This window comes from Pedobacter jejuensis, assembly GCF_003725795.1.
Lineage (GTDB): Bacteria > Bacteroidota > Bacteroidia > Sphingobacteriales > Sphingobacteriaceae > Pedobacter > Pedobacter jejuensis.
This window is the reverse complement of record NZ_RBEE01000023.1, coordinates 408,586-427,788: the sequence shown is the minus strand read 5'-3', so window position 1 is coordinate 427,788 and position 19,203 is coordinate 408,586. Positions and strand designations below refer to the sequence as shown.

The 19,203-nt window shown below is 35.2% G+C and carries 16 protein-coding genes; 7 read left to right on the top strand and 9 right to left on the bottom strand.

Annotated features, from left to right (window positions below; translation table 11 throughout):
• Positions 1 to 17 precede the first annotated feature (17 nt).
• Together D7004_RS12655 and D7004_RS12650 are read right to left on the bottom strand one after the other, a co-directional pair.
• On the bottom strand, positions 18 to 1,925 hold the full coding sequence (locus tag D7004_RS12655) for a DUF3857 domain-containing protein (protein ID WP_123206209.1): 1,908 nt from the start codon (positions 1,923 to 1,925) through the stop codon (positions 18 to 20).
• Entirely contained in the window at positions 1,925 to 3,898 is a 1,974-nt protein-coding gene (locus D7004_RS12650) for a DUF3857 domain-containing protein (protein WP_123206208.1), read from the bottom strand. Before D7004_RS12650 ends, D7004_RS12655 begins: the two co-directional genes overlap by 1 nt.
• A 175-nt stretch (positions 3,899 to 4,073) precedes the next feature.
• Between D7004_RS12650 and D7004_RS12645 the strand changes: the two genes are divergently transcribed.
• Positions 4,074 to 5,036 carry a 3'-5' exonuclease gene (locus D7004_RS12645; protein WP_123206207.1) on the top strand — a complete coding sequence of 321 codons (963 nt, stop codon included), beginning with the start codon at positions 4,074 to 4,076 and terminating at the stop codon, positions 5,034 to 5,036.
• Positions 5,037 to 5,068: 32 nt separating this feature from the next.
• A complete protein-coding gene (locus tag D7004_RS12640; protein ID WP_123206206.1) occupies positions 5,069 to 6,928 on the top strand; it encodes a M1 family metallopeptidase in 1,860 nt (619 codons plus the stop codon).
• A 75-nt stretch (positions 6,929 to 7,003) separates the two neighbouring features.
• On the opposite strand, the gene queG is transcribed toward D7004_RS12640, so the two are convergent.
• Entirely contained in the window at positions 7,004 to 7,942 is a 939-nt protein-coding gene (gene queG / locus D7004_RS12635) for a tRNA epoxyqueuosine(34) reductase QueG (protein WP_123206205.1), read from the bottom strand.
• Between the two features lie 146 nt (positions 7,943 to 8,088).
• Here queG and D7004_RS12630 point away from each other — a divergent pair, with 146 nt between their 5' ends.
• Positions 8,089 to 8,295 carry a hypothetical protein gene (locus D7004_RS12630; RefSeq protein ID WP_123206204.1) on the top strand — a complete coding sequence of 69 codons (207 nt, stop codon included), beginning with the start codon at positions 8,089 to 8,091 and terminating at the stop codon, positions 8,293 to 8,295.
• A 60-nt stretch (positions 8,296 to 8,355) separates the two neighbouring features.
• On the opposite strand, the gene D7004_RS12625 is transcribed toward D7004_RS12630, so the two are convergent.
• The 4 genes from D7004_RS12625 to pdxH all read right to left on the bottom strand — a co-directional run bounded on the left by D7004_RS12625 (position 8,356) and on the right by pdxH (position 12,817).
• Positions 8,356 to 9,864, bottom strand: a complete 1,509-nt coding sequence (locus tag D7004_RS12625; RefSeq protein ID WP_123206203.1) for a carbon-nitrogen hydrolase family protein — start codon at positions 9,862 to 9,864, stop codon at positions 8,356 to 8,358.
• Positions 9,865 to 10,110: 246 nt separating this feature from the next.
• Positions 10,111 to 11,133, bottom strand: a complete 1,023-nt coding sequence (gene ruvB / locus D7004_RS12615) for a Holliday junction branch migration DNA helicase RuvB (RefSeq protein ID WP_123206201.1) — start codon at positions 11,131 to 11,133, stop codon at positions 10,111 to 10,113.
• 31 nt (positions 11,134 to 11,164) lie between these two features.
• Positions 11,165 to 12,061 (bottom strand): 3-hydroxybutyryl-CoA dehydrogenase, encoded by an 897-nt coding sequence (locus D7004_RS12610; protein WP_208646834.1) that lies wholly within the window; start codon positions 12,059 to 12,061, stop codon positions 11,165 to 11,167.
• 105 nt (positions 12,062 to 12,166) lie between these two features.
• Entirely contained in the window at positions 12,167 to 12,817 is a 651-nt protein-coding gene (gene pdxH, locus D7004_RS12605; RefSeq protein ID WP_123206200.1) for a pyridoxamine 5'-phosphate oxidase, read from the bottom strand.
• A gap of 45 nt (positions 12,818 to 12,862) precedes the next feature.
• Between pdxH and D7004_RS12600 the strand changes: the two genes are divergently transcribed.
• The gene (locus D7004_RS12600) at positions 12,863 to 13,426 is read left to right on the top strand and encodes a YqgE/AlgH family protein (RefSeq protein WP_123206425.1); all 564 of its coding nucleotides are present in this window, start codon (positions 12,863 to 12,865) and stop codon (positions 13,424 to 13,426) included.
• Between the two features lie 64 nt (positions 13,427 to 13,490).
• Here D7004_RS12600 and purE read toward each other — a convergent pair whose 3' ends face one another.
• Both purE and D7004_RS12590 read right to left on the bottom strand, forming a co-directional pair.
• Positions 13,491 to 14,006 (bottom strand): 5-(carboxyamino)imidazole ribonucleotide mutase, encoded by a 516-nt coding sequence (purE, locus tag D7004_RS12595; RefSeq protein ID WP_123206199.1) that lies wholly within the window; start codon positions 14,004 to 14,006, stop codon positions 13,491 to 13,493.
• A 57-nt stretch (positions 14,007 to 14,063) separates the two neighbouring features.
• The gene (locus tag D7004_RS12590) at positions 14,064 to 15,203 is read right to left on the bottom strand and encodes a 5-(carboxyamino)imidazole ribonucleotide synthase (RefSeq protein WP_123206198.1); all 1,140 of its coding nucleotides are present in this window, start codon (positions 15,201 to 15,203) and stop codon (positions 14,064 to 14,066) included.
• Between the two features lie 53 nt (positions 15,204 to 15,256).
• Here D7004_RS12590 and D7004_RS12585 point away from each other — a divergent pair, with 53 nt between their 5' ends.
• The 3 genes from D7004_RS12585 (at position 15,257) to D7004_RS12575 (ending at position 19,184) form a co-directional block, all read left to right on the top strand.
• A complete protein-coding gene (locus D7004_RS12585) occupies positions 15,257 to 16,447 on the top strand; it encodes a BaiN/RdsA family NAD(P)/FAD-dependent oxidoreductase (RefSeq protein WP_123206197.1) in 1,191 nt (396 codons plus the stop codon).
• A gap of 145 nt (positions 16,448 to 16,592) precedes the next feature.
• Entirely contained in the window at positions 16,593 to 17,315 is a 723-nt protein-coding gene (locus tag D7004_RS12580) for an RluA family pseudouridine synthase (protein ID WP_123206196.1), read from the top strand.
• A 78-nt stretch (positions 17,316 to 17,393) separates the two neighbouring features.
• Positions 17,394 to 19,184 carry a chloride channel protein gene (locus tag D7004_RS12575; protein WP_123206195.1) on the top strand — a complete coding sequence of 597 codons (1,791 nt, stop codon included), beginning with the start codon at positions 17,394 to 17,396 and terminating at the stop codon, positions 19,182 to 19,184.
• The last annotated feature ends 19 nt before the right edge of the window (positions 19,185 to 19,203 follow it).

The window sequence follows — 19,203 nt, the reverse complement described above, 5'->3', positions numbered from 1 at the left end:
TGGAATAACGCTCGGAATTATTTTTTTAAGCTAAGTATCACTTTGTTCTGGTCTGCAGAATTTACGTCATTAATAAATTTAGAAAATGCTGCATAATCCTCAGCCGGGAAAGTGCCATCATTTACAACAAGTTTTCTATAGTACGTTAACTTATTTCCACTTAGAGTTGATTTTGAAATATATTCGCCAAACTGATTTTTAAAAGCTTTATCGTTTTCAGCTAGCTTATCCGTTAATAATTCCGTTGGCAAATTGTAAACTATAGTGTCTATATCCGTAAAACCTCGGTTAATATACACGGGTTGAATTCTGTTTTTCACTTCTGAAATACTACTTTTCACATTGAAAGCATTAAGTTGTAAAAGCATTTTATCATTATTCACAGCTGCATAATTTCTTGAAAAAATAGTAATATTTTCTTCGGTTTCGGGAAATGCATCTTTCTTTTGGACGTAATTCACTGCACTGAAAACTATATTATCAATATTGTAAACACGGCTTAAAAGTTTTTGCTGTTCTACAAAAGGTTTCCCTACAACATCATTCATGTTATTGTATTGAGCGCCAGTATAAACTGTTTTAATTTTTCCTTTTACATTGCCATTTGAAAGCACTGTTAAATCTGCATACCGTATCTGACGATTGTTTTGGGCTTCCAGTTTTGGAGTTTTTAATAATTTCCCACCCTCTGATGTACAAGCTAATACAATTCTATCATCAGTAAAATCACCTAAAAAGCCGAACGGTATTTTCTGGTTGGTACATTCTAACCAAGTTGTATCTCCTTTTAACGGCATACATAAAATTATATGATTGCCTTGCACCATGCTTGCGAAAGTAGGGTCGAGGCTAATTTTTTCATTCCCAGCTTCTACAACGCAATAGTAAGATTCAATACCAACTACATTCAAAAGGCTTTGCATATAATTTACCAATGCCTTGCAATCTCCGTAACCAAGTCTGTCAACATCAGCAGCGGCAACCGGTTGGAAACCACCAATACCAATTTGCACACTTATGTAACGGGTTTTATTTTGCATAAACTCGTATATTTTTTGTGCTTTTGCTTTATCGTTGGTTTCATTCTTAACCAATTCATTTATCGTTGCTATTGTTGATGGCGATAGCGCGGAACGCCCTTTAAGTAAATCATCATAAACCCACTTACCCAATTGATTCCAGTTGGTATAACTTCCCTTATGGTTGTAATAATCAAATTGTTTTGGCGCAATTTTAATACTTGTTTGATAAGTTTCTGCATTCGGACGATATGGTTCGGATTTAACAGCAGGCAAATTATTGACTTTCCAATAAAGTGATTTCTGTTTATCATTAATTACTTCTTCTGGCTGGCCAGCATAACTTTGAGTTTTGATTCTGAGTTCATCAGTTGGTTTGCAAATAAATGTATAACTGCTTTTTTCCACAGCAACATCATCGGCTGTTTTTGGCACCCAATTTGGAATGATTAGGTTTTGTTTAAATCTTATTTCATAGTTGTAAACGATAGTGAAAGGATAAATATTTTCGTTTGGTAGGAAATGTTTAACCCTACTATCTACAAAAAGCGAAAACCCATCTGCAGCGCTTTCATCACTGAAATTACTTTGGGTAAATTTTTTTGTTAAAATACCCGCAGCATTGTAAACTTCACCTTTTATTCCTTTTATAGATGTGTTTTTATCATAAAACAAAACCAACCTTGCTTCGTCTTCTCCGTTTTTGTTTATTACAGTTATGGCTTTCTTTACCGATAGCATTACGTTATCTGTAGAACGCATGTCTACAACCTTTTCTTCGTTTCGAACAATTGCGTTTGCACGATTTTTTAAATTGGATGGTATCAAATCTACATCATAGTTATCCTGTGCGCAGGCAAATAATGACCAAATTATCAACGAGATAGAGCAAATCAATTTCAGCATTACTTAACTTTTTTTAATAGTATATCAAACTTCTGATTTTGAATGATCTTGCTGTAAAATTCTTTCAAATATGGATATTCATCTGCTTGATAAATAGCTTTATTAAACTGCAGAATTTGATTAAAACTTATCACATTATCTTCTATAGATGTTTTTACCAAATATCTTCCACCGGCATTAGGCAAGCCAATAGCTAGGTCTTGAGATTTTTCTACCATATCATATTTTCCTGGCAAAGCAAGCCTAATGCTAATTCGTTCTTCAGAAGCGGAACCTAAATCAACCGGATAGGTTCTTTCGTTTAAATTAAAAGGGTTTTTTGCTACTGGATTTATAAAAAAGGTATTGAAATAAAATTCGTCTTTACTTGCATCAGCCATTTTAGAGAACTCAACTTCATAAATTTCGGTCAAAATGTTTTCAACGCTATCGATATTTTTTATTTCGTGGTTTAAAATCTGAAGTTTCGGTAGGCGTTCATCTAGTTTTTCTACATACTCATCAGGCGAACTGAATTTTTTAATTTCTTGGCGCTTATTAAATGCAGCATATCCAAAGCTATGCGTAGTTATGGTGCCTTTAACCTTGCCATCAACCTCCATTTGAACATCCACAATATAACTTGTAGATGCTTTTTGGGCTGCAGTTATATCCATCCAATAAGATGGTTTTTTAAGATTTAAAACTCTTCCCTGGTCGTTTATGCACCTAAGAGGCAATAGTCCAAAAGGTAATAACGGTTCTGTAGCATCTAAAAGGTAGCTTTTATCAGCAATATTTACTTTTGCAATTAAATAGTTAAAATCACTTATAACTGGATACAACTTATTTACAATTCCATTTTCTCTGGTCGAGATTATGACGGCTTCTGCATCTAAATTCGCCGCAGAAAGTGCTGCAATTAATCCTAAGTTAATATCGGCTACCGTTCCAGAGTGCGTATCTAATGATTTTTTGATATTATCTTCACTGCTTATTCCATAGCCATTATTCCATTTCATTTGTTTTTTAATGTAATTAAAAATTGCTTTTGCTTTGCTTAAATCATCATTTGCATCCTTGGTAATTGATGGAATAACATCTTTAAAAATGTCTTTACGCTTCATTTGTCCGCCGATAGATTTATCGGTTGTAAGCTCATAATCAACATCTTTCCACGATTTGGTATAGCTTTGCTTTCGTCCATCTGGCATTTCCCAGTCGGATAGTTCGAAATAAATTGCCGATTTATAATTGCTTGCAGCAGTCATATAATCTTCTTCTACAAATGCAGGTACATTCTTCATCACATACCAAATTTTAGAACAATCAATCGGCACACCATTTATGCGCATACATTCTCTAGAAAGTTCACTTTTGGTATCGCTAAGTTTTATAAATCCACGGAGTGATACATTGTAATTATAAATGGCCGGAATAAATGCTAAATATTCGCTGTACACTTTAGGAATATCGCTTTGAAAGGCCCAGGTTTTGTAGTTAAATAGTAAAGGCGATTCTAATCGATAGCTATATTCTATAATCGAACCATCTTTAATATTGGGTAAAGTAAATTTTGTTAAAACCGTATATCTGCCTTTGTTTTCGGTAAATATCGATTTCTTATCCATAATAGATTCTACGAAATGCCCATTCTCATAATTAAATGTTGAAGCTTTTATGGTATTTATATATTCTTCCCTGGTGCCATTTTTATAAGTCGGGATAACAATATTTGCCTGATCATAACCTTCTTTATTATAGATTTTAATCTTAACATGATACTCAAAAATCAACTCAGTTCCTGATGTTTTATCGCTAATTTGAATGGTTGATGTTCCAAATTCTTTCAATACGATGGCATTCGCATTGCTATCAAGTTTATTTCTATCAAAGTTTTGATCATCATAGGTTATTGCACCAAAAGGAAAATTTTGTGCGCTAACAAATAGAAAAGTAAATAGGAGAGGTAAGAGCAAGAAGATTTTCTTCATTTATTTGATAGTTAATTAACCGCAATTTAAATTTACGGCGCTGTATTCGAAAATAAATTGCTAATTATATTTCAAAATTATGAGTCTGTTTTACATAAGTAACCAAACCTTTTTAGCACTTTTGGTTATAGAAATATTTAAAGATATCTGATATCAGAAATTACATCCATAAACAATGAAATTAAATTTAAAACGCCCTTTAGCTTTTTTCGATTTAGAGGCAACAGGTATTAATGTTGGTGCTGATAGAATTGTAGAAATAGCAATTTTAAAAGCAATGCCCGATGGAACGGAAACGATAAAAACTTGGCGTGTTAATCCAGAAATGCCTATTCCGTTGCAAACTTCATTAATTCATGGTATTTATGATGAAGACATAGCAAACGAGAAAACCTTTAAAGAACTGGCAGCAGAAATTGCCGAATTTTTAGGTGAAAGCGATTTGGCTGGTTACAATTCGAATAAATTTGATATTCCGATGTTGCTTGAAGAATTTCTACGTGCGGATGTTAATTTTGATATGACGGGAAGAAAGTTTGTTGATGTGCAGAATATATTTCACCAGATGGAACAACGCACTTTAAAGGCTGCTTATAAATTTTATTGCAATGATGATTTGGTAAATGCACATGCCGCTGAAGCCGATGTTATTGCAACGTATAAAGTTTTGCTTGGTCAGCTGGATATGTATAAAGAAACCGAGTTTGAAAGCAAACAAGGTGTAAAAAGTATCCCGGTTGTTAACGATGTAGACGCGTTACATATTTTTACTAATATTAATAAACCGGTAGATTTTGCCGGAAGGTTGGTTTACAACGATAACGATGAAGTTTGTTTTAATTTTGGAAAGCATAAAGGCAAAACTACAGAACAAGTTTTTAGTGTAGAACCAAGTTACTATGCATGGATGAAGCAAGGTGATTTCCCGCTTTATACAAAGAAAAAACTGGATGAAGAATGGGCAAAATTTAATGCTAAAAAGAACGAAAATAAAGCACCAAAAGCACAAAATCCTGCCCCGGCAAATAAACCGCAGTATAACAAACCGCAATACAACAAACCAAAGCCAGTAGAAAAACCAGCAGAACCAATCAATACAGATATGTTGGAGCAGCTGAAAATGAAATTCGGAAAGTAGATTTGTTTTTAAATTATCCCCATTATTTTTTAATGAAATCAATTAAAATTTTTAGTGTTTTAATATTATCAGCATTCTATTTAAATGCTCAGGTAACACTTCCGATTGCGCCGGTTTTTGAAAATACTTATCAAAAAGCCACAAGAAGTTTAGATGGTAAACCTGGAAAAAATTATTTTCAAAACCACTCTGATTATAAGTTAAAAGTTGATTTTAATCCAATTAGTCGATTGTTAAAAGGAACTGTTGATGTGGTTTATACCAATAATAGTCCGGATACTTTAAAAGAAATTTGGTTTAAACTTTATCCAAATCTATATAAAAAAGGAACACCTCGAAAAGCTCGGTTTGCCGAAGCTGATTTGGGTGAAGGTGTCACTATAGAAAAATTAAATGCCAACGGAAAGGATATAAAAGATTTTAATGTAGATGGGACGAACATGACTGTAAAAGTTCCGTCCGTTTTACCTGGTAAAACCATCAAATTTGCAATAGCCTACAACTACACTTTAAATAAGGGTTCGCACATGCGTACAGGTCAGGTAGATGAAGGTTCACATTTTGTTGCTTACTTCTTTCCGAGAATTGCGGTTTATGATGATGTTGATGGCTGGAATAAATATCCATACACAGGTGCAGAAGAGTTTTATAATGATTTTGATAATTTTAATGCGGAAGTAACTGTTCCCGGAGGTTACGGCGTTTGGGCTACAGGTGACTTAAAAAATGCTTCTGATGTTTTTCAAAAGGAAATCGTATCCAGAATAGTTTCGGCAGAAAAGAACGACGCCGTAATTGATGTAATTACGGAAGCCGACCTAGCTACTAAAAGAGTGACGCAAACTAAGCCCTTTAATACTTTTAAATTTGAAGCTAAAAACGTAACCGATTTCGTTTTTGCATTGAGCGATCATTATCTATGGAAATCATCAAGTTTGGTTGTCGATTCATTAACAAAAAGACGTACTCGGGTTGATGCAGTTTTTAATCCTAAACACAAAGATTACTACGAAGTAATTGATTTTGCACGTAAAACTGTAGAGGCAATGAGTTATAAATTTCCGAAATGGCCTTACCCTTATAACCACGAAACTGTTTTTGATGGTTTAGATCAAATGGAATATCCAATGATGGTAAATGATAACCCGGTTGATAAACGCGAAGATGTAATTACGCTAACCGACCATGAAATTTTTCATACCATGTTTCCTTTTTACATGGGTATTAACGAAACCAAATATGGTTGGATGGATGAAGGCTGGGCAACGATAGGTGAGTGGCTGATCTCTCCTATGATTGATTCATCCATTGTTGATGAATATGGTATTCAACCTACGGCCTCGAGTTCTGGTGGAAAAGATGATTCGCCAATAATGACTTTAACACCAGATTTAAAAGGTTCAGGATCATTTACAAATTCCTATCCGAAACCTGGTCTAGCTTATCTTTTTGTTAAAGATTACTTGGGTGATGAGTTGTTTACCAAAGCATTACATAATTATATTAAAAACTGGAATGGCAAACACCCCATGCCTTACGATTTCTTTTATAGCATGAATCAAGGAAGTGGAAAAGATTTAAATTGGTTTTGGAAACCCTGGTTTTTTGATGGCGGAGTGCTTGATATGTCTATAAAATCTGTAACGAAAACAGATTCGGGCTATGCAATAGTGGTGGAAAATAAAGGCGTCAAAGCTTTACCGATAGATTTGATGCTTACTTATGATGATTCGTCTACAGAAAAAAATCACAGTACAATAGGTGTTTGGGAAAAAGGAAACAACCAAACTACCATTGAAATTAAAACAACTAAAAAATTAAATAAGGTTGTGATGGGAAATCCGCATACGCCTGATAAAGTTAAATCTGATAATAGTTTTTCGGTAAATTAATTCTTAGTCACTGCGAGGTTAATCAAGTAATTTTAATACGATAAAATTGTTTCGGTCCTCACAGTTACTTTAATTTCATTCAGTAGATTTCAAAAAATCAATATTTCTTTTTAAACCTGCAAACTTTGTTCGTTTTACAGCTGAACCCTTAAAAACCTTTCTAAAAACCTCATCCGTAATTTCTGTTAGCTCTTTTGCATTTAATTCAAGCAAACCATTGTCTGCCTTAAATGCATCTTCATTATGTGCTTTAGAAAATCTGTTCCACGGACAAACATCCTGACAAATATCGCATCCGAACATCCAATTGTCCATTTTGTCTTTGAACTCAACCGGTATTTCGTTTTTTAGTTCGATAGTTAAATAAGATATACATTTGGAACCATCAACAACCTGGGGCGAGATAATGGCATCAGTAGGGCAGGCATCTAAACATCGGGTACATGTGCCGCAATGATCTGTATGAAAAGGGCTATCATAATCCAACTCTAGATCGACAATCAATTCGGCTAAGAAAAAGAATGAACCATTTTGCTTGCTTATCAAATTAGAGTTTTTTCCAATCCAGCCAATGCCCGAACGTTGCGCCCAAGCTCTATCTAAAACAGGTGCAGAATCAACAAAAGCTCTTCCACCAACTTCTCCTATATTTTCTTCGATAAAAATTAATAGCGCTTTAAGTTTTTCTTTGATAACCGAATGATAATCTTGTCCGTATGCATATTTTGAGATTTTTGGAGCTTCCGGATCATTCTGTTTATCATCAGTATAGTAATTTAGCGAAAGTGATATAACAGATTTAGCGCCATCTACCAGCAACCGTGGATCTAGTCTTTTATCGAAGTAGTTTTCCATGTACTTCATTTCACCATGATGGTTCATATTTAACCACTGCTCTAATCGTGGCGCTTCGGTTTCTAAAAATTCTGCTTTTGAAATTCCGCATCCGATAAAGCCCAATCTTATGGCTTCATCTTTTATTAGCTGGCTATATTTTGAAGAATTGTTAAACATTAATATACAAAGATAGGGCTTAGATTTAAAACCTTTTGCTTTATTGCTTGTTGTTCTCTTGAAACTAAATTAATAAACCCAAACTTTTGAAATCTAATTAACATCAGAAATCATAAAGTTTATTTTACGCGATAAAATTTTAGATAATGGAAAATGTAGATCCAAAACATACCGAAAGCGGAGAAGCTCCGAAACCGATAGAAAAAGATTACGAAAGTCACAAAGATAATCCTGGTCCTGCAAAACCTGCAGTTACTGAGAAAGATGAAAATGGAGCGGGTTCTGTATTAAAATGGATTTTGCCTGTTGCAGTAATAATCGGCCTAATTGTTTGGTTCGTACTTCGAAAATAATAGCTTTAGTAAATTTAAAATGCCGGTTAGTGATGTGACCGGCATTTTTTTTGTCTATTTTTATTTCAGCAATTTTGTTTGATACAAATCTGTTCGTCTGTCTTTCAAAATTTTTACCGTACCATAATGATGTAGTTCATCCAGCAAATGTAAATCCACGTCTACTACCAAAACCATTTCCGTATTTGGCGTTGCTTCTGCTTTTACAGAATTTGTAGGGAAGGCAAAATCTGACGGCGTAAATACTGCTGATTGCGCAAACTGAATATCCATGTTATTCACTTTAGGTAAATTACCAACGCAACCTGCAATTGCAACATAGCACTCATTTTCAATTGCTCTTGCTTGTGCGCAATGTCTTACCCTGGTATATCCATTTTGAGTATCCGTTAAAAATGGAACAAAAAGAATTTGCATTCCTTGGTCTGCATAAATTCTGCTAAGCTCCGGGAATTCAACATCATAGCAGATTAAAATACCCACTTTACCGCAATCGGTATCAAAAACTTTTACCTTATCTCCACCAATCATCCCATAGTATTTCTGTTCGTTAGGGGTGATGTGAATTTTGCGATATTCATCGATTTTACCCGTTCTGTGGCACAAATAAGTAACATTATACAGTTTGTTTCCTTCTAGTAAAGGCATACTACCAGTAATAATATTCACATTGTAACTCAATGCGTATTCATGCATTCTATCTACAATTTCCTTAGTCTTTTCAGCAAGTTTACGCATCGCCTCAATCTCTGGTAAATGATTGTATGGCTGAAGCAGTGGCGTGTTAAATAACTCGGGAAATAGGATGAAATCTGATTTGTATCCACTTAGCGCATCAACAAAAAATTCTACCTGCTCATAAAATGCATCCATATCTGGAAACAAACGCATTTCCCATTGTACTAAACCTAACCTAATGGTCATAGCTGAGCGGGCAGAAGCATCAATACCTTGATAGTAAATATTATTCCATTCTATCAGGGTTGCGTATTCTTTTGATTCTTTATCACCTGGGAGATAATTTTTTAAAACTTTTCTAACGTGAAAATCATTAGAGATCTGGAACGTCAACGTAGGATCGTAAATTTCCTTAGCCTTAACTTTATCGATGTATTGCCTTGGTGTCAAAGTTTCTGAGTACGTGTGGTAACCCGGAATTCTGCCACCTGCAATAATACTTTTTAAATTTAAACTTTCACAAAGCTCCTTGCGGGCTTCGTATAATCTTCTGCCTAAACGTAAACCACGGAAATCGGGGTGAACAAAAATTTCAATCCCATATAAAGTATCTCCATTTGTGTCGTGTGTGGTAAAAGAGTAATCGCCAGTAATTAATTTGTATGTGTGCCTGTCGCCATATTCGTCGTATTGCACAATGATGGCTAAAGAACATGCTACAACCTTTTCATCTACTGCAATGCAAAGCTGACCTTCAGGAAAAATATTTAAAAGTTTAGCGATGCTTGATTTTGGCCAAATAGAACCACCCATACTATCGTAAGCCTGGGTCATAGAATCTTTTAAATCGGCATAATCTTCGAGCGTTAACTTACGTAATTCAATATTCATAATTTGTTGGTTTTACACTTATCCAACGGATAAATGCATTTAATGTTTGTAAAAATAAAGTCTAAAATTTGATGAGAGTTTTTGAAAATGAAAGCAACAAATTCTTTTGTTAATACAGCCGGGCTGTTCGCTATATCTTTTTTGGCATTGGCATCCTCAGCTTGTCGAAGGAATATCAAAAAAGGATATCGCTATCATCCCGTTTAAAAACAAAGTTTCTGCAAAACAAAAAGCTCAAATCCTACCTTAAAACAACTTTCCGGTTTGCCCTGGGTAGATTTTCTTTAAGTGTTTGTAAGCAGCTTCGGTTACTTCTCTTCCGCGAGAAGTTCGCATAATGTAACCTTCCTGAATCAAGAATGGTTCGTAAACTTCTTCAATTGTACCTTCATCTTCGCCAACGGCAGTTGCGATGGTTTTTAATCCAACTGGTCCACCTTTAAACTTATCAATAATGGTCACTAAAATCTTATTATCCATTTCATCTAAACCATGCTCATCAACGTTAAGTGCGTTTAAAGCGTAACGGGCTATTTCGGTATCGATGTTTCCATTTCCTTTTATTTGAGCAAAATCTCTGGTTCTACGAAGCAATGCATTGGCAATACGAGGTGTTCCACGGCTTCTCCTTGCTATTTCGTAAGCACCTTCATCATTAATTGGTGTTTTTAAAATATCTGATGAACGCAAAACAATAGTGGTCAACAATTTCGCATCGTAATAAGCCAATCTGGCATTTATACCAAAACGAGCACGTAATGGTGCGGTAAGTAAACCCGAACGGGTAGTGGCACCAACAAGCGTAAAAGGATTTAAAGATATTTGTACCGAACGAGCATTTGGTCCAGTTTCCAGCATAATGTCGATTTTGAAATCTTCCATTGCCGAGTATAAATATTCTTCTACCAACGGAGATAAGCGGTGAATTTCATCAATGAAAAGAATATCTCCGGTATCTAAACCAGTTAGTAAACCGGCTAAATCTCCAGGTTTATCCAAAACAGGGCCAGATGTAACTTTTATTCCGGCGCCCATTTCGTTGGCAATAATATACGATAAGGTTGTTTTTCCTAACCCCGGTGGACCATGAAGTAAAACGTGATCTAATGCTTCACCACGCAGTTTTGCTGCCTGAACAAAAATCCGTAAGTTTTCCATTACTTTTTCTTGTCCCGTAAAATCTTCAAAAGCTTGTGGTCGCAAAACCCTTTCAATATCTCTATCGGTAGGGGTTAGGTTGCTCGCTTCAGGGTCAAGATTTTCGTTCATACAGCAAATATAAAATTTAATGCTAAAAAAATTAGGATTTCTTAAATTTGTTGGCAACTATCAAATCTTTTGAACCTGATGTATAAGTGTAAAAACCTTCACCAGTTTTTGCACCTTTTTTGCCTGCAGCAACCATATTTACTAAAAGCGGACAAGGTGCATATTTCGGATTACCAAATCCATCATGCAGCACTTTTAAAATAGCCAAACAAACATCTAAGCCGATAAAATCGGCTAGTTGAAGTGGCCCCATCGGGTGTGCCATACCTAGTTTCATTACGGTATCAATTTCATAAACACCTGCAACGCCTTCGTAAAGTGTATAAATTGCTTCATTAATCATCGGCATTAAAATTCTGTTGGCTACAAAACCAGGATAATCATTTACTTCAACAGGTGTTTTCTGCAAACTTTCCGAAAGTGTCATAATGGTATCAGTGGTTTCATCGCTAGTTTGGTACCCACGAATCACTTCTACTAATTTCATCACCGGAACAGGATTCATAAAATGCATTCCAATTACTTTATCGCCACGATTGGTTACAGCAGCAATTTGAGTAATAGAAATTGACGATGTATTAGATGCCAAAATTGCTTCAGCAGGAGCAAAGGCATCTAAATCCTTGAATATTTTAAGCTTTAAATCTACATTTTCAGTTGCTGCCTCAACAACTAAATCAGCATTTTTTACACCAGCTTCAATGTTTGTATGCGTTTTAATATTTGCTAAAGTCTCAGATTTTTGATGTTCTGAAAGTGTTCCTTTAGCAACCTGCCTATCAAGGTTTTTGGTAATAGTTTGTAAAGCTTTGTCTAATGCACTTTGATTAATATCTATCAAATTTACAGAATAACCAAATTGAGCAAAAGTGTGCGCAATACCATTGCCCATTGTTCCAGAACCTATTACAGAAATATTATTTATCATTTGGTTTAAGTTTTATTAATAGAAATAGAATTTTGCTTGTTATTGAGTAGTGTAAAGAAGAGATTTTGACCGCATGCTAAATCTTTTTTTACATTTATACCAATGCTATGGGGCTAATCTTGTTTTAACCCAACTGCCTTTAACTAATTCAAAATTTATTCTATCATGAAGTCTGCTTCTTCTACCTTGCCAAAATTCTATTCGGGTAGGTTTAACAATATAGCCACCCCAATGTGCAGGTTTTGCGATGTTTTTGTTATTACTTTTTAACTTTAAATCTTCAAATTTTTCTTCTAAAAATTTCCTGTCTGGAATGATTTGGCTTTGTGGCGAAGCTACTGCACCAATCTGACTGGCAACTGGTCGGGTGATAAAGTATTCTTCCGAAGTTTCTTTGTCTAATTTTTCTACTGTTCCTTCAACCCTAACTTGTCTTTCTAAATCAGACCAAAAGAAAACCAGAGCTGCATAGGGATTTCTTTTTAGTTCCTTGCCTTTAGCACTTAAATAATTTGTGAAAAATCTAAATCCGTTTTCATCTACACCTTTTAACAATACAATTCTGGCATCGGGCTTTCCTGCTTTATCGGCGGTAGCCAAAGTCATTGCGTTAGGTTCGTAAACTTCGGCTTCAACAGCATTATCGAACCATTTTTTAAATTGATTTATTGGATTATTATCTACGTCAGCTTCATCCAACGTTGCGCTTTTATAATCTTGGCGCAGGTTTTGTAGAAATTCATTTGTAACTTGCATAAACAAAAATAGGCATCTTTTATGGTGCTTCAAACGATAATCGTAATGCTTAATAATATAAAACCAAAAACTGGCCGATTACTTATTTCTGAGCCCTTCATGGCCGACCCAAATTTTAAAAGATCGGTAATTTTACTAACAGAACATAGCGATGTAGGTTCAGTTGGTTACATACTTAACCAATTTGGAAATTTGTTGTTAAAAGATGTTGTAAAAGATTTGTGGGAAGCAGGTAATCAAATCTATTTCGGCGGTCCTGTTGGTGTTGATACCATTCACTTCATCCACAGGAGTTTTGATAAAATGCAAAGTGGGGAGGAAATTGGCAATGGTATTTATTGGGGCGGTAATTTCGAAACTTTGAAAATACTTATCAATTCTAATGCTATTGAAGAAGATGAGGTTAAATTTTTTATTGGATATTCTGGCTGGGATGAAGGTCAGTTAGTTAAAGAGATTGAAGAAAATGCCTGGATGGTGAGCGATGTTTCTCATCCTGATATTATTTTTGGGAGCGATGATGAAAAATTATGGAGGGATGTAATTGTAAATTTAAGTCCTAAATATGCTCACGTAAGCAATTTTCCTACAGACCCAAGTTTGAATTAAACTGTTAAGTCGGAGGTCCGAAGTCAGAAGATATTGAGACTGACTTTGGACCTCTCTTTTATCATTATAAACTTTCCGCACTCTCCTCAACTTTTTTCCTCAAATCATCTTTATAGGCCTGCATTTTAACAGTTATAGATTCATCGGCTGTTGCTAGAATTTGTGCTGCTAACAAACCAGCATTTTTAGCCGCATTTAACGCAACTGTTGCAACCGGAATGCCATTTGGCATTTGCAATATGGATAAAATACTATCCCATCCATCTATTGAGTTTGAAGATTTCACAGGAACGCCAATAACCGGTAATGTAGTGATTGATGCCACCATTCCCGGCAAATGAGCAGCACCACCTGCACCTGCAATAATAACTTTTATTCCTCTATTATGAGCCTGTTTAGCATAATTAAACATACGTTCAGGAGTTCTATGCGCAGAAACCACTGTAATTTCATAATTGATTCCAAATTCTTTCAAAACATCAGCAGCATCTTGCATTATAGGCAAATCTGATTTGCTACCCATAATTATTCCAACTAAAGCGGTTGTTTGTGGAAAGGAATTCGAATTTTCAGCACTCATATGTTTTTCTCTTATAGTTTTAAAATCGTTGTTCTTTATTCTTTGCTCTTTAAACCTTTAAGCAATTACCTTCAATGTTTTTTGTACGTATCTAGCCTTTTCGATGGCTTTTTCTCTATCAATATCTACAATAGTTACGTGGCCCATTTTACGAAACGGTTTCGTATATTTTTTACCATATAGATGTACGAACACGCCATCTATAGCTAAAATTTTCTCTAAATTTTGGTATTGAGCAACTCCTTCCGAACCTTTTTCTCCAAGCAAGTTTATCATAATGGCGTTGGTTATACTACTTGTATCGCCTAAAGGTAAATTGTAAATTGAACGTAAATGCTGCTCAAATTGTGATACATAATTGCCTTCTATAGTATGGTGCCCACTATTATGCGGTCTAGGTGCAACCTCATTCACCAGAATCTCCCCATCCCTGCAAACAAACATTTCTACTGCTAAAATCCCTGTGATGTTCATTCCTGAAGCAATATTTTTAGCGATGTTTTCTGCTTTCTGTTGCAAACTTTCTGCGTATGTAGATGGTGAAATTAAAAATTCAACTAGGTTTGCCTCAGGATTAAATTCCATTTCCACCATTGGAAAAGTTTTCATATCGCCATTTGAATTTCTCGCCACAATTACGGCAACTTCTTTTTCAAAATCGACTAGTTTTTCGATAATGCAAGGTGCGTCAAATGCTTTGTCCAAATCATCAGCATTATTAATTTTCATAACGCCCTTACCATCATAGCCATCTTTCCTTAACTTTAAAATATAAGGAAATGGAATGTGGCTATTTTCCATGTCTTCTTTCGTATTTACGATTTGGAAGGGAGCAGTTGGGATATCATTTTCTTTAAAAAACTGTTTTTGAACGCCTTTGTCCTGAATTAAACGAATTACTCTAGATTGAGGGAATACTTGCTTACCTTCTTTTTCAAGCTGTTCTAAAGCTTCGATATTTACTTTTTCAATTTCGATTGTAATGATATCTGCTCGTTTACCGAAGTTGTAAACGGTATCAAAATCAGTAATTGAACCATTTTCGAAATAGTTTGCAATATGCTTGCAAGGTGCATCAGGGTCGGGATCTAAAACTAAAGAATTAACATTATAATTAATTGCCTGTTGAATGAGCATTCTGCCTAATTGACCACCACCTAAAATACCTACTTTTAATTCGCTAATCTGTTTTGCCATGCGCTTGAAAATAATGCTACTTTTGCACAAAAGTAACCATAATAAATTTATTGATGAATGCTGATGCAATAATTATTGGTGCAGGTGCTTGCGGATTAATGTGTGCCGTGCAGGCTGGCTATTTAGGAAAGAAAGTAATCTTGCTAGAGAGGAATGAAAAACCTGGAGCAAAGATTTTAATTTCAGGTGGTGGTCGCTGTAATTACACCAACCAATTTGCATCTGCAGAGCAATTTATCTCAAACAATCCACATTTTATCAAATCTTCTTTTACTCAGTTTACTGTTGATGATACCATTAGTTTTTTTGAAACGTATGGCATTAGCGGAAAAGAAAAAACTTTAGGTCAATTGTTTCCCGACGACAAAAATGCAAAAGATGTTGTGGAAGTTTTTACTTCAATCTGTGCAGATTTAGGCCAGGAAATTAGGTGTAATGCAGATGTTAAAGATATTGAAATTTTGGATAGGGGTTTTAAGATTACTTACGATAAGAATGGTAAAAACGTAATTCTTACAGCAGAAAAGTTGGTTATTGCAACGGGAGGATTGCCAATTGCGAAAATGGGTGCTACAGATTTTGCTTTGCGCTTTGCTCGCAAAAATGGTTTAAAAATTGTAGAAACCGCCCCAGCTTTGGTACCATTAACAATTACTGGAAAAGATGAAGAATGGTTTGCTCAGCTATCTGGCAATTCGGTTTTATGCGAAGTAAGCAACGATGATATTTCTTTTGAAGAAAACATTTTATTTACCCATTGGGGTTTAAGTGGTCCTGCTATATTGCAAATTTCGTCTTTCTGGAAAAGGGGCGAGGTGGTAAATATCAATTTATTACCAAATTATAATATTACCCAATTGTTGGATGAAGAACGCAAATTGAATGGCAAAACATTACTATCAACTTTATTAAACCGTTTTTACACCAAAAAATTTACTGATGCTTTAGGTAAGTTTTTGCCGGTAAATAAACCGGTTGCATCTTTGACGAAAGTGGAAATTGATTCTATAGCCCAAACCATTCATCAATTTAAGGTAAAACCAGCTGGCGATAAAGGTTATGATAAAGCAGAAGTTATGCGTGGTGGAATCAATACTAATGAAATTTCTTCGAAAACTTTAGAATGTAAAAAAATTCCGAATTTATTTTTTGGCGGCGAGTGTTTAGATGTGACGGGTTGGTTAGGCGGCTACAACTTTCAATGGGCGTGGTCGAGTGGTTTTGTAATTGCACAAAACTTATAAATATTTAAATTGAATCGCATCAAATTAATCTACTACTGATATTCTCAATAGGTTTTACCAAACATTTAAGCAAATCGCTCATTCGTAAATCTACTATCACTAAAATAAAATCCGTATTTTTGCGGCTTATCAATAATATTGCAATTTGAAATACCCTAATTTTAAAGACCTTATTCTTTTCGAAGACAACGATTTTATCGTAATCAACAAACCTCCATTTTTAGCCTCGCTTGATGAAAGAGGTGGTTCGGGTGAAACCAATGTTTTGCGTTTAGCTAAGCAGTACAGTGATGATGCACAGGTTTGTCACCGTTTGGATAAGGAAACATCTGGCGCTTTAATTATTGCTAAAAATCCGGAAGGTTATCGCCATGCCTCTATGCAGTTTGAGCGAAGAAAGGTTGATAAAACTTACCATGCAGTGGTTGATGGTCATGTAATCTTTGACAAATTACTGGTTGATTTACCAATTTTAAATGATGGAAACAAGAATGTAACCATCGATAGAGCAGAAGGTAAAAGAGCAGAAACCATTTTCGATTCGTTAAAATATTATAAGCATTACACTTTGGTAGAATGTAAGCCAATTACTGGTAGAATGCACCAAATCCGTATTCACTTGGCTACGCAAAGAGCTGCTATTGTTGGTGATGAAATGTATAAAGGGAAACCGGTTTTTCTTTCATCAATAAAACGTGGATATAAATTAAGCAAAGGCGAAGAAGAACAACCAATTATGAAACGTTTTGCGTTGCACGCAAGGCATTTGGTTTTTAAAGGCATGGATGATAAAGACATCGTAATTGATGCACCTTACCCGAAAGATTACGCAACCTTAATTAAGCTTTTAGATAAATTTGATGCTTAAATAAGGACATTAAACGTTGCCTCAGCGCTTACATTTAGCTACATTTGGAACATTCGCTCTCTACTAAAACCCGATAGCATGTACATCCGCTTTGTAAATTACCTTGATAAGATTAACCAATACAGAAAATCAAAAATATCAAACCGTAATTTCTTAGTTATACTGGCGATAATTGTAGGCATACTAGCTGGATTGGCTGCTGCAGCATTAAAAAGTTTAACGCATCACATAGAAGAATTTCTTCAATCAGATTGGCATTGGAAATATAAATACTACCTATATTTTATTTTTCCAATGATTGGTATTTTCCTCACGGTTTTATACATCAAGTATTTTATCAGGAAAAGTAAATTCGAAACAGGCCTAACGCCATTGTTGTATGCCATTTCTAAAAACTCTAGTAAGATTGAGGCACATAATATTTATTCTCAAATAATTACTGCCGCGGTTACAGTTGGTTTTGGTGGTTCCACAGGATTGGAGGCACCAATTGTAACAAGTGGATCGGCAATTGGCTCAAATCTCGGTCGTTTTTTGGGTTTATCTTATCGGGAAATTACAATGCTTGTTGCCTGTGGAGCTGCCGCAGGTATAGCAGGGGCGTTTAACAGTCCGGTTGCGGGTATTGTTTTCGCTATCGAAATCTTATTGCCAGAATTTACTATCCCGGCGTTTATTCCGCTATTATTATCTGCCGCAACTGCTGCAGTTGTAGCAAGGTTATTCTATACCCAGCAATTATTCTTTTTAGTAACCGAAGGCTGGCAAGTAAATGCGTTATTTTATTATGTGCTTTTAGCCGGCTTAATCGGTCTGTTTTCTATCTACTTCACCAAAGCCAACTATGCCGTTAAAGGTTTATTTTATAAAATAAAACATCCATACACCAAAGTCATTGTTGGTGGTTTAATGCTTGGTTTCTTAGTTTTTCTGTTCCCGACACTTTATGGGGAAGGGTATATCACGATGAAAAACTTATTGAGAGGCGATTATCTAGCTGTAATCAACAATAGTATTTTCGAAGATTACAACACCATTCCAGCATTGGTGATTTTGTTTACAGTGGTTACTATTTTTATGAAATCGCTGGCTACCTTAATTACTTTAGGTGCCGGTGGTAATGGCGGTACATTTGCGCCAAGCTTAATTATGGGTGGATTGATTGGTTTCATTTTCGCCTACACCGTGAACACTTTAGGCATAGCACATTTAAATGTTTCTAATTTCATTGTTGCAGGCATGGCTGCTGCATTAGGTTCAATTATGCATGCACCGCTTACCGGTATTTTTTTAATTGCTGAAATTACCGGAGGCTACATTTTGATGGTTCCTTTGATGATTACTACGGCAATTTCTTACGCCATTAACCGTAGTGCTCAAAAACATTCTATCTATACTAAAGTTTTGGCTGATAAAGGTGAATTGTTATCTCATGAGGATAAGGATACAACAGTTTTGAATCAGATGAAATTGAAATATCTGATAGAAAAAACATATCCTCAGTTACTTATGGACGATTTAATTTCGCTAAAAATGAACGAAATTATTCAGTCGCATAAAAATATTTGTGCGGTTACAGATGAGTTAGGAGATTTTAAAGGCATCATTTATATAGAAGATATCTTTAGCGAGATGGTTAATAATACTGATAAGGAAAACTTGATGGCTACCAATTTGGTTCAGTCTGCACCGAATATTATACTCGAAAACGATGATTTGAAAGTAGTTTTGCAAAAAATGGAGCAGGAGAATGTGTGGCTTTTGCCTGTGGTTGATGAGACCAACAGATACAAAGGTTTTGTTTCTAAAACAGCCATTTTTAATAAATATAGGGCATTGCTGATGAGACAAAATGATTATATGGGATAACCAATTTCCTCCCAAAAAA

Bases quoted from the DNA above. Each gene is read 5' to 3' on its own strand.
- D7004_RS12655 (WP_123206209.1), bottom strand. From the start codon at position 1,925: ATGCTGAAATTGATTTGCTCTATCTCGTTGATAATTTGGTCATTATTT.
- D7004_RS12650 (WP_123206208.1), bottom strand. From the start codon at position 3,898: ATGAAGAAAATCTTCTTGCTCTTACCTCTCCTATTTACTTTTCTATTT.
- D7004_RS12645 (WP_123206207.1), top strand. From the start codon at position 4,074: ATGAAATTAAATTTAAAACGCCCTTTAGCTTTTTTCGATTTAGAGGCA.
- D7004_RS12640 (WP_123206206.1), top strand. From the start codon at position 5,069: ATGAAATCAATTAAAATTTTTAGTGTTTTAATATTATCAGCATTCTAT.
- queG (WP_123206205.1), bottom strand. From the start codon at position 7,942: ATGTTTAACAATTCTTCAAAATATAGCCAGCTAATAAAAGATGAAGCC.
- D7004_RS12630 (WP_123206204.1), top strand. From the start codon at position 8,089: ATGGAAAATGTAGATCCAAAACATACCGAAAGCGGAGAAGCTCCGAAA.
- D7004_RS12625 (WP_123206203.1), bottom strand. From the start codon at position 9,864: ATGAATATTGAATTACGTAAGTTAACGCTCGAAGATTATGCCGATTTA.
- ruvB (WP_123206201.1), bottom strand. From the start codon at position 11,133: ATGAACGAAAATCTTGACCCTGAAGCGAGCAACCTAACCCCTACCGAT.
- D7004_RS12610 (WP_208646834.1), bottom strand. From the start codon at position 12,061: ATGATAAATAATATTTCTGTAATAGGTTCTGGAACAATGGGCAATGGT.
- pdxH (WP_123206200.1), bottom strand. From the start codon at position 12,817: ATGCAAGTTACAAATGAATTTCTACAAAACCTGCGCCAAGATTATAAA.
- D7004_RS12600 (WP_123206425.1), top strand. From the start codon at position 12,863: ATGCTTAATAATATAAAACCAAAAACTGGCCGATTACTTATTTCTGAG.
- purE (WP_123206199.1), bottom strand. From the start codon at position 14,006: ATGAGTGCTGAAAATTCGAATTCCTTTCCACAAACAACCGCTTTAGTT.
- D7004_RS12590 (WP_123206198.1), bottom strand. From the start codon at position 15,203: ATGGCAAAACAGATTAGCGAATTAAAAGTAGGTATTTTAGGTGGTGGT.
- D7004_RS12585 (WP_123206197.1), top strand. From the start codon at position 15,257: ATGAATGCTGATGCAATAATTATTGGTGCAGGTGCTTGCGGATTAATG.
- D7004_RS12575 (WP_123206195.1), top strand. From the start codon at position 17,394: ATGTACATCCGCTTTGTAAATTACCTTGATAAGATTAACCAATACAGA.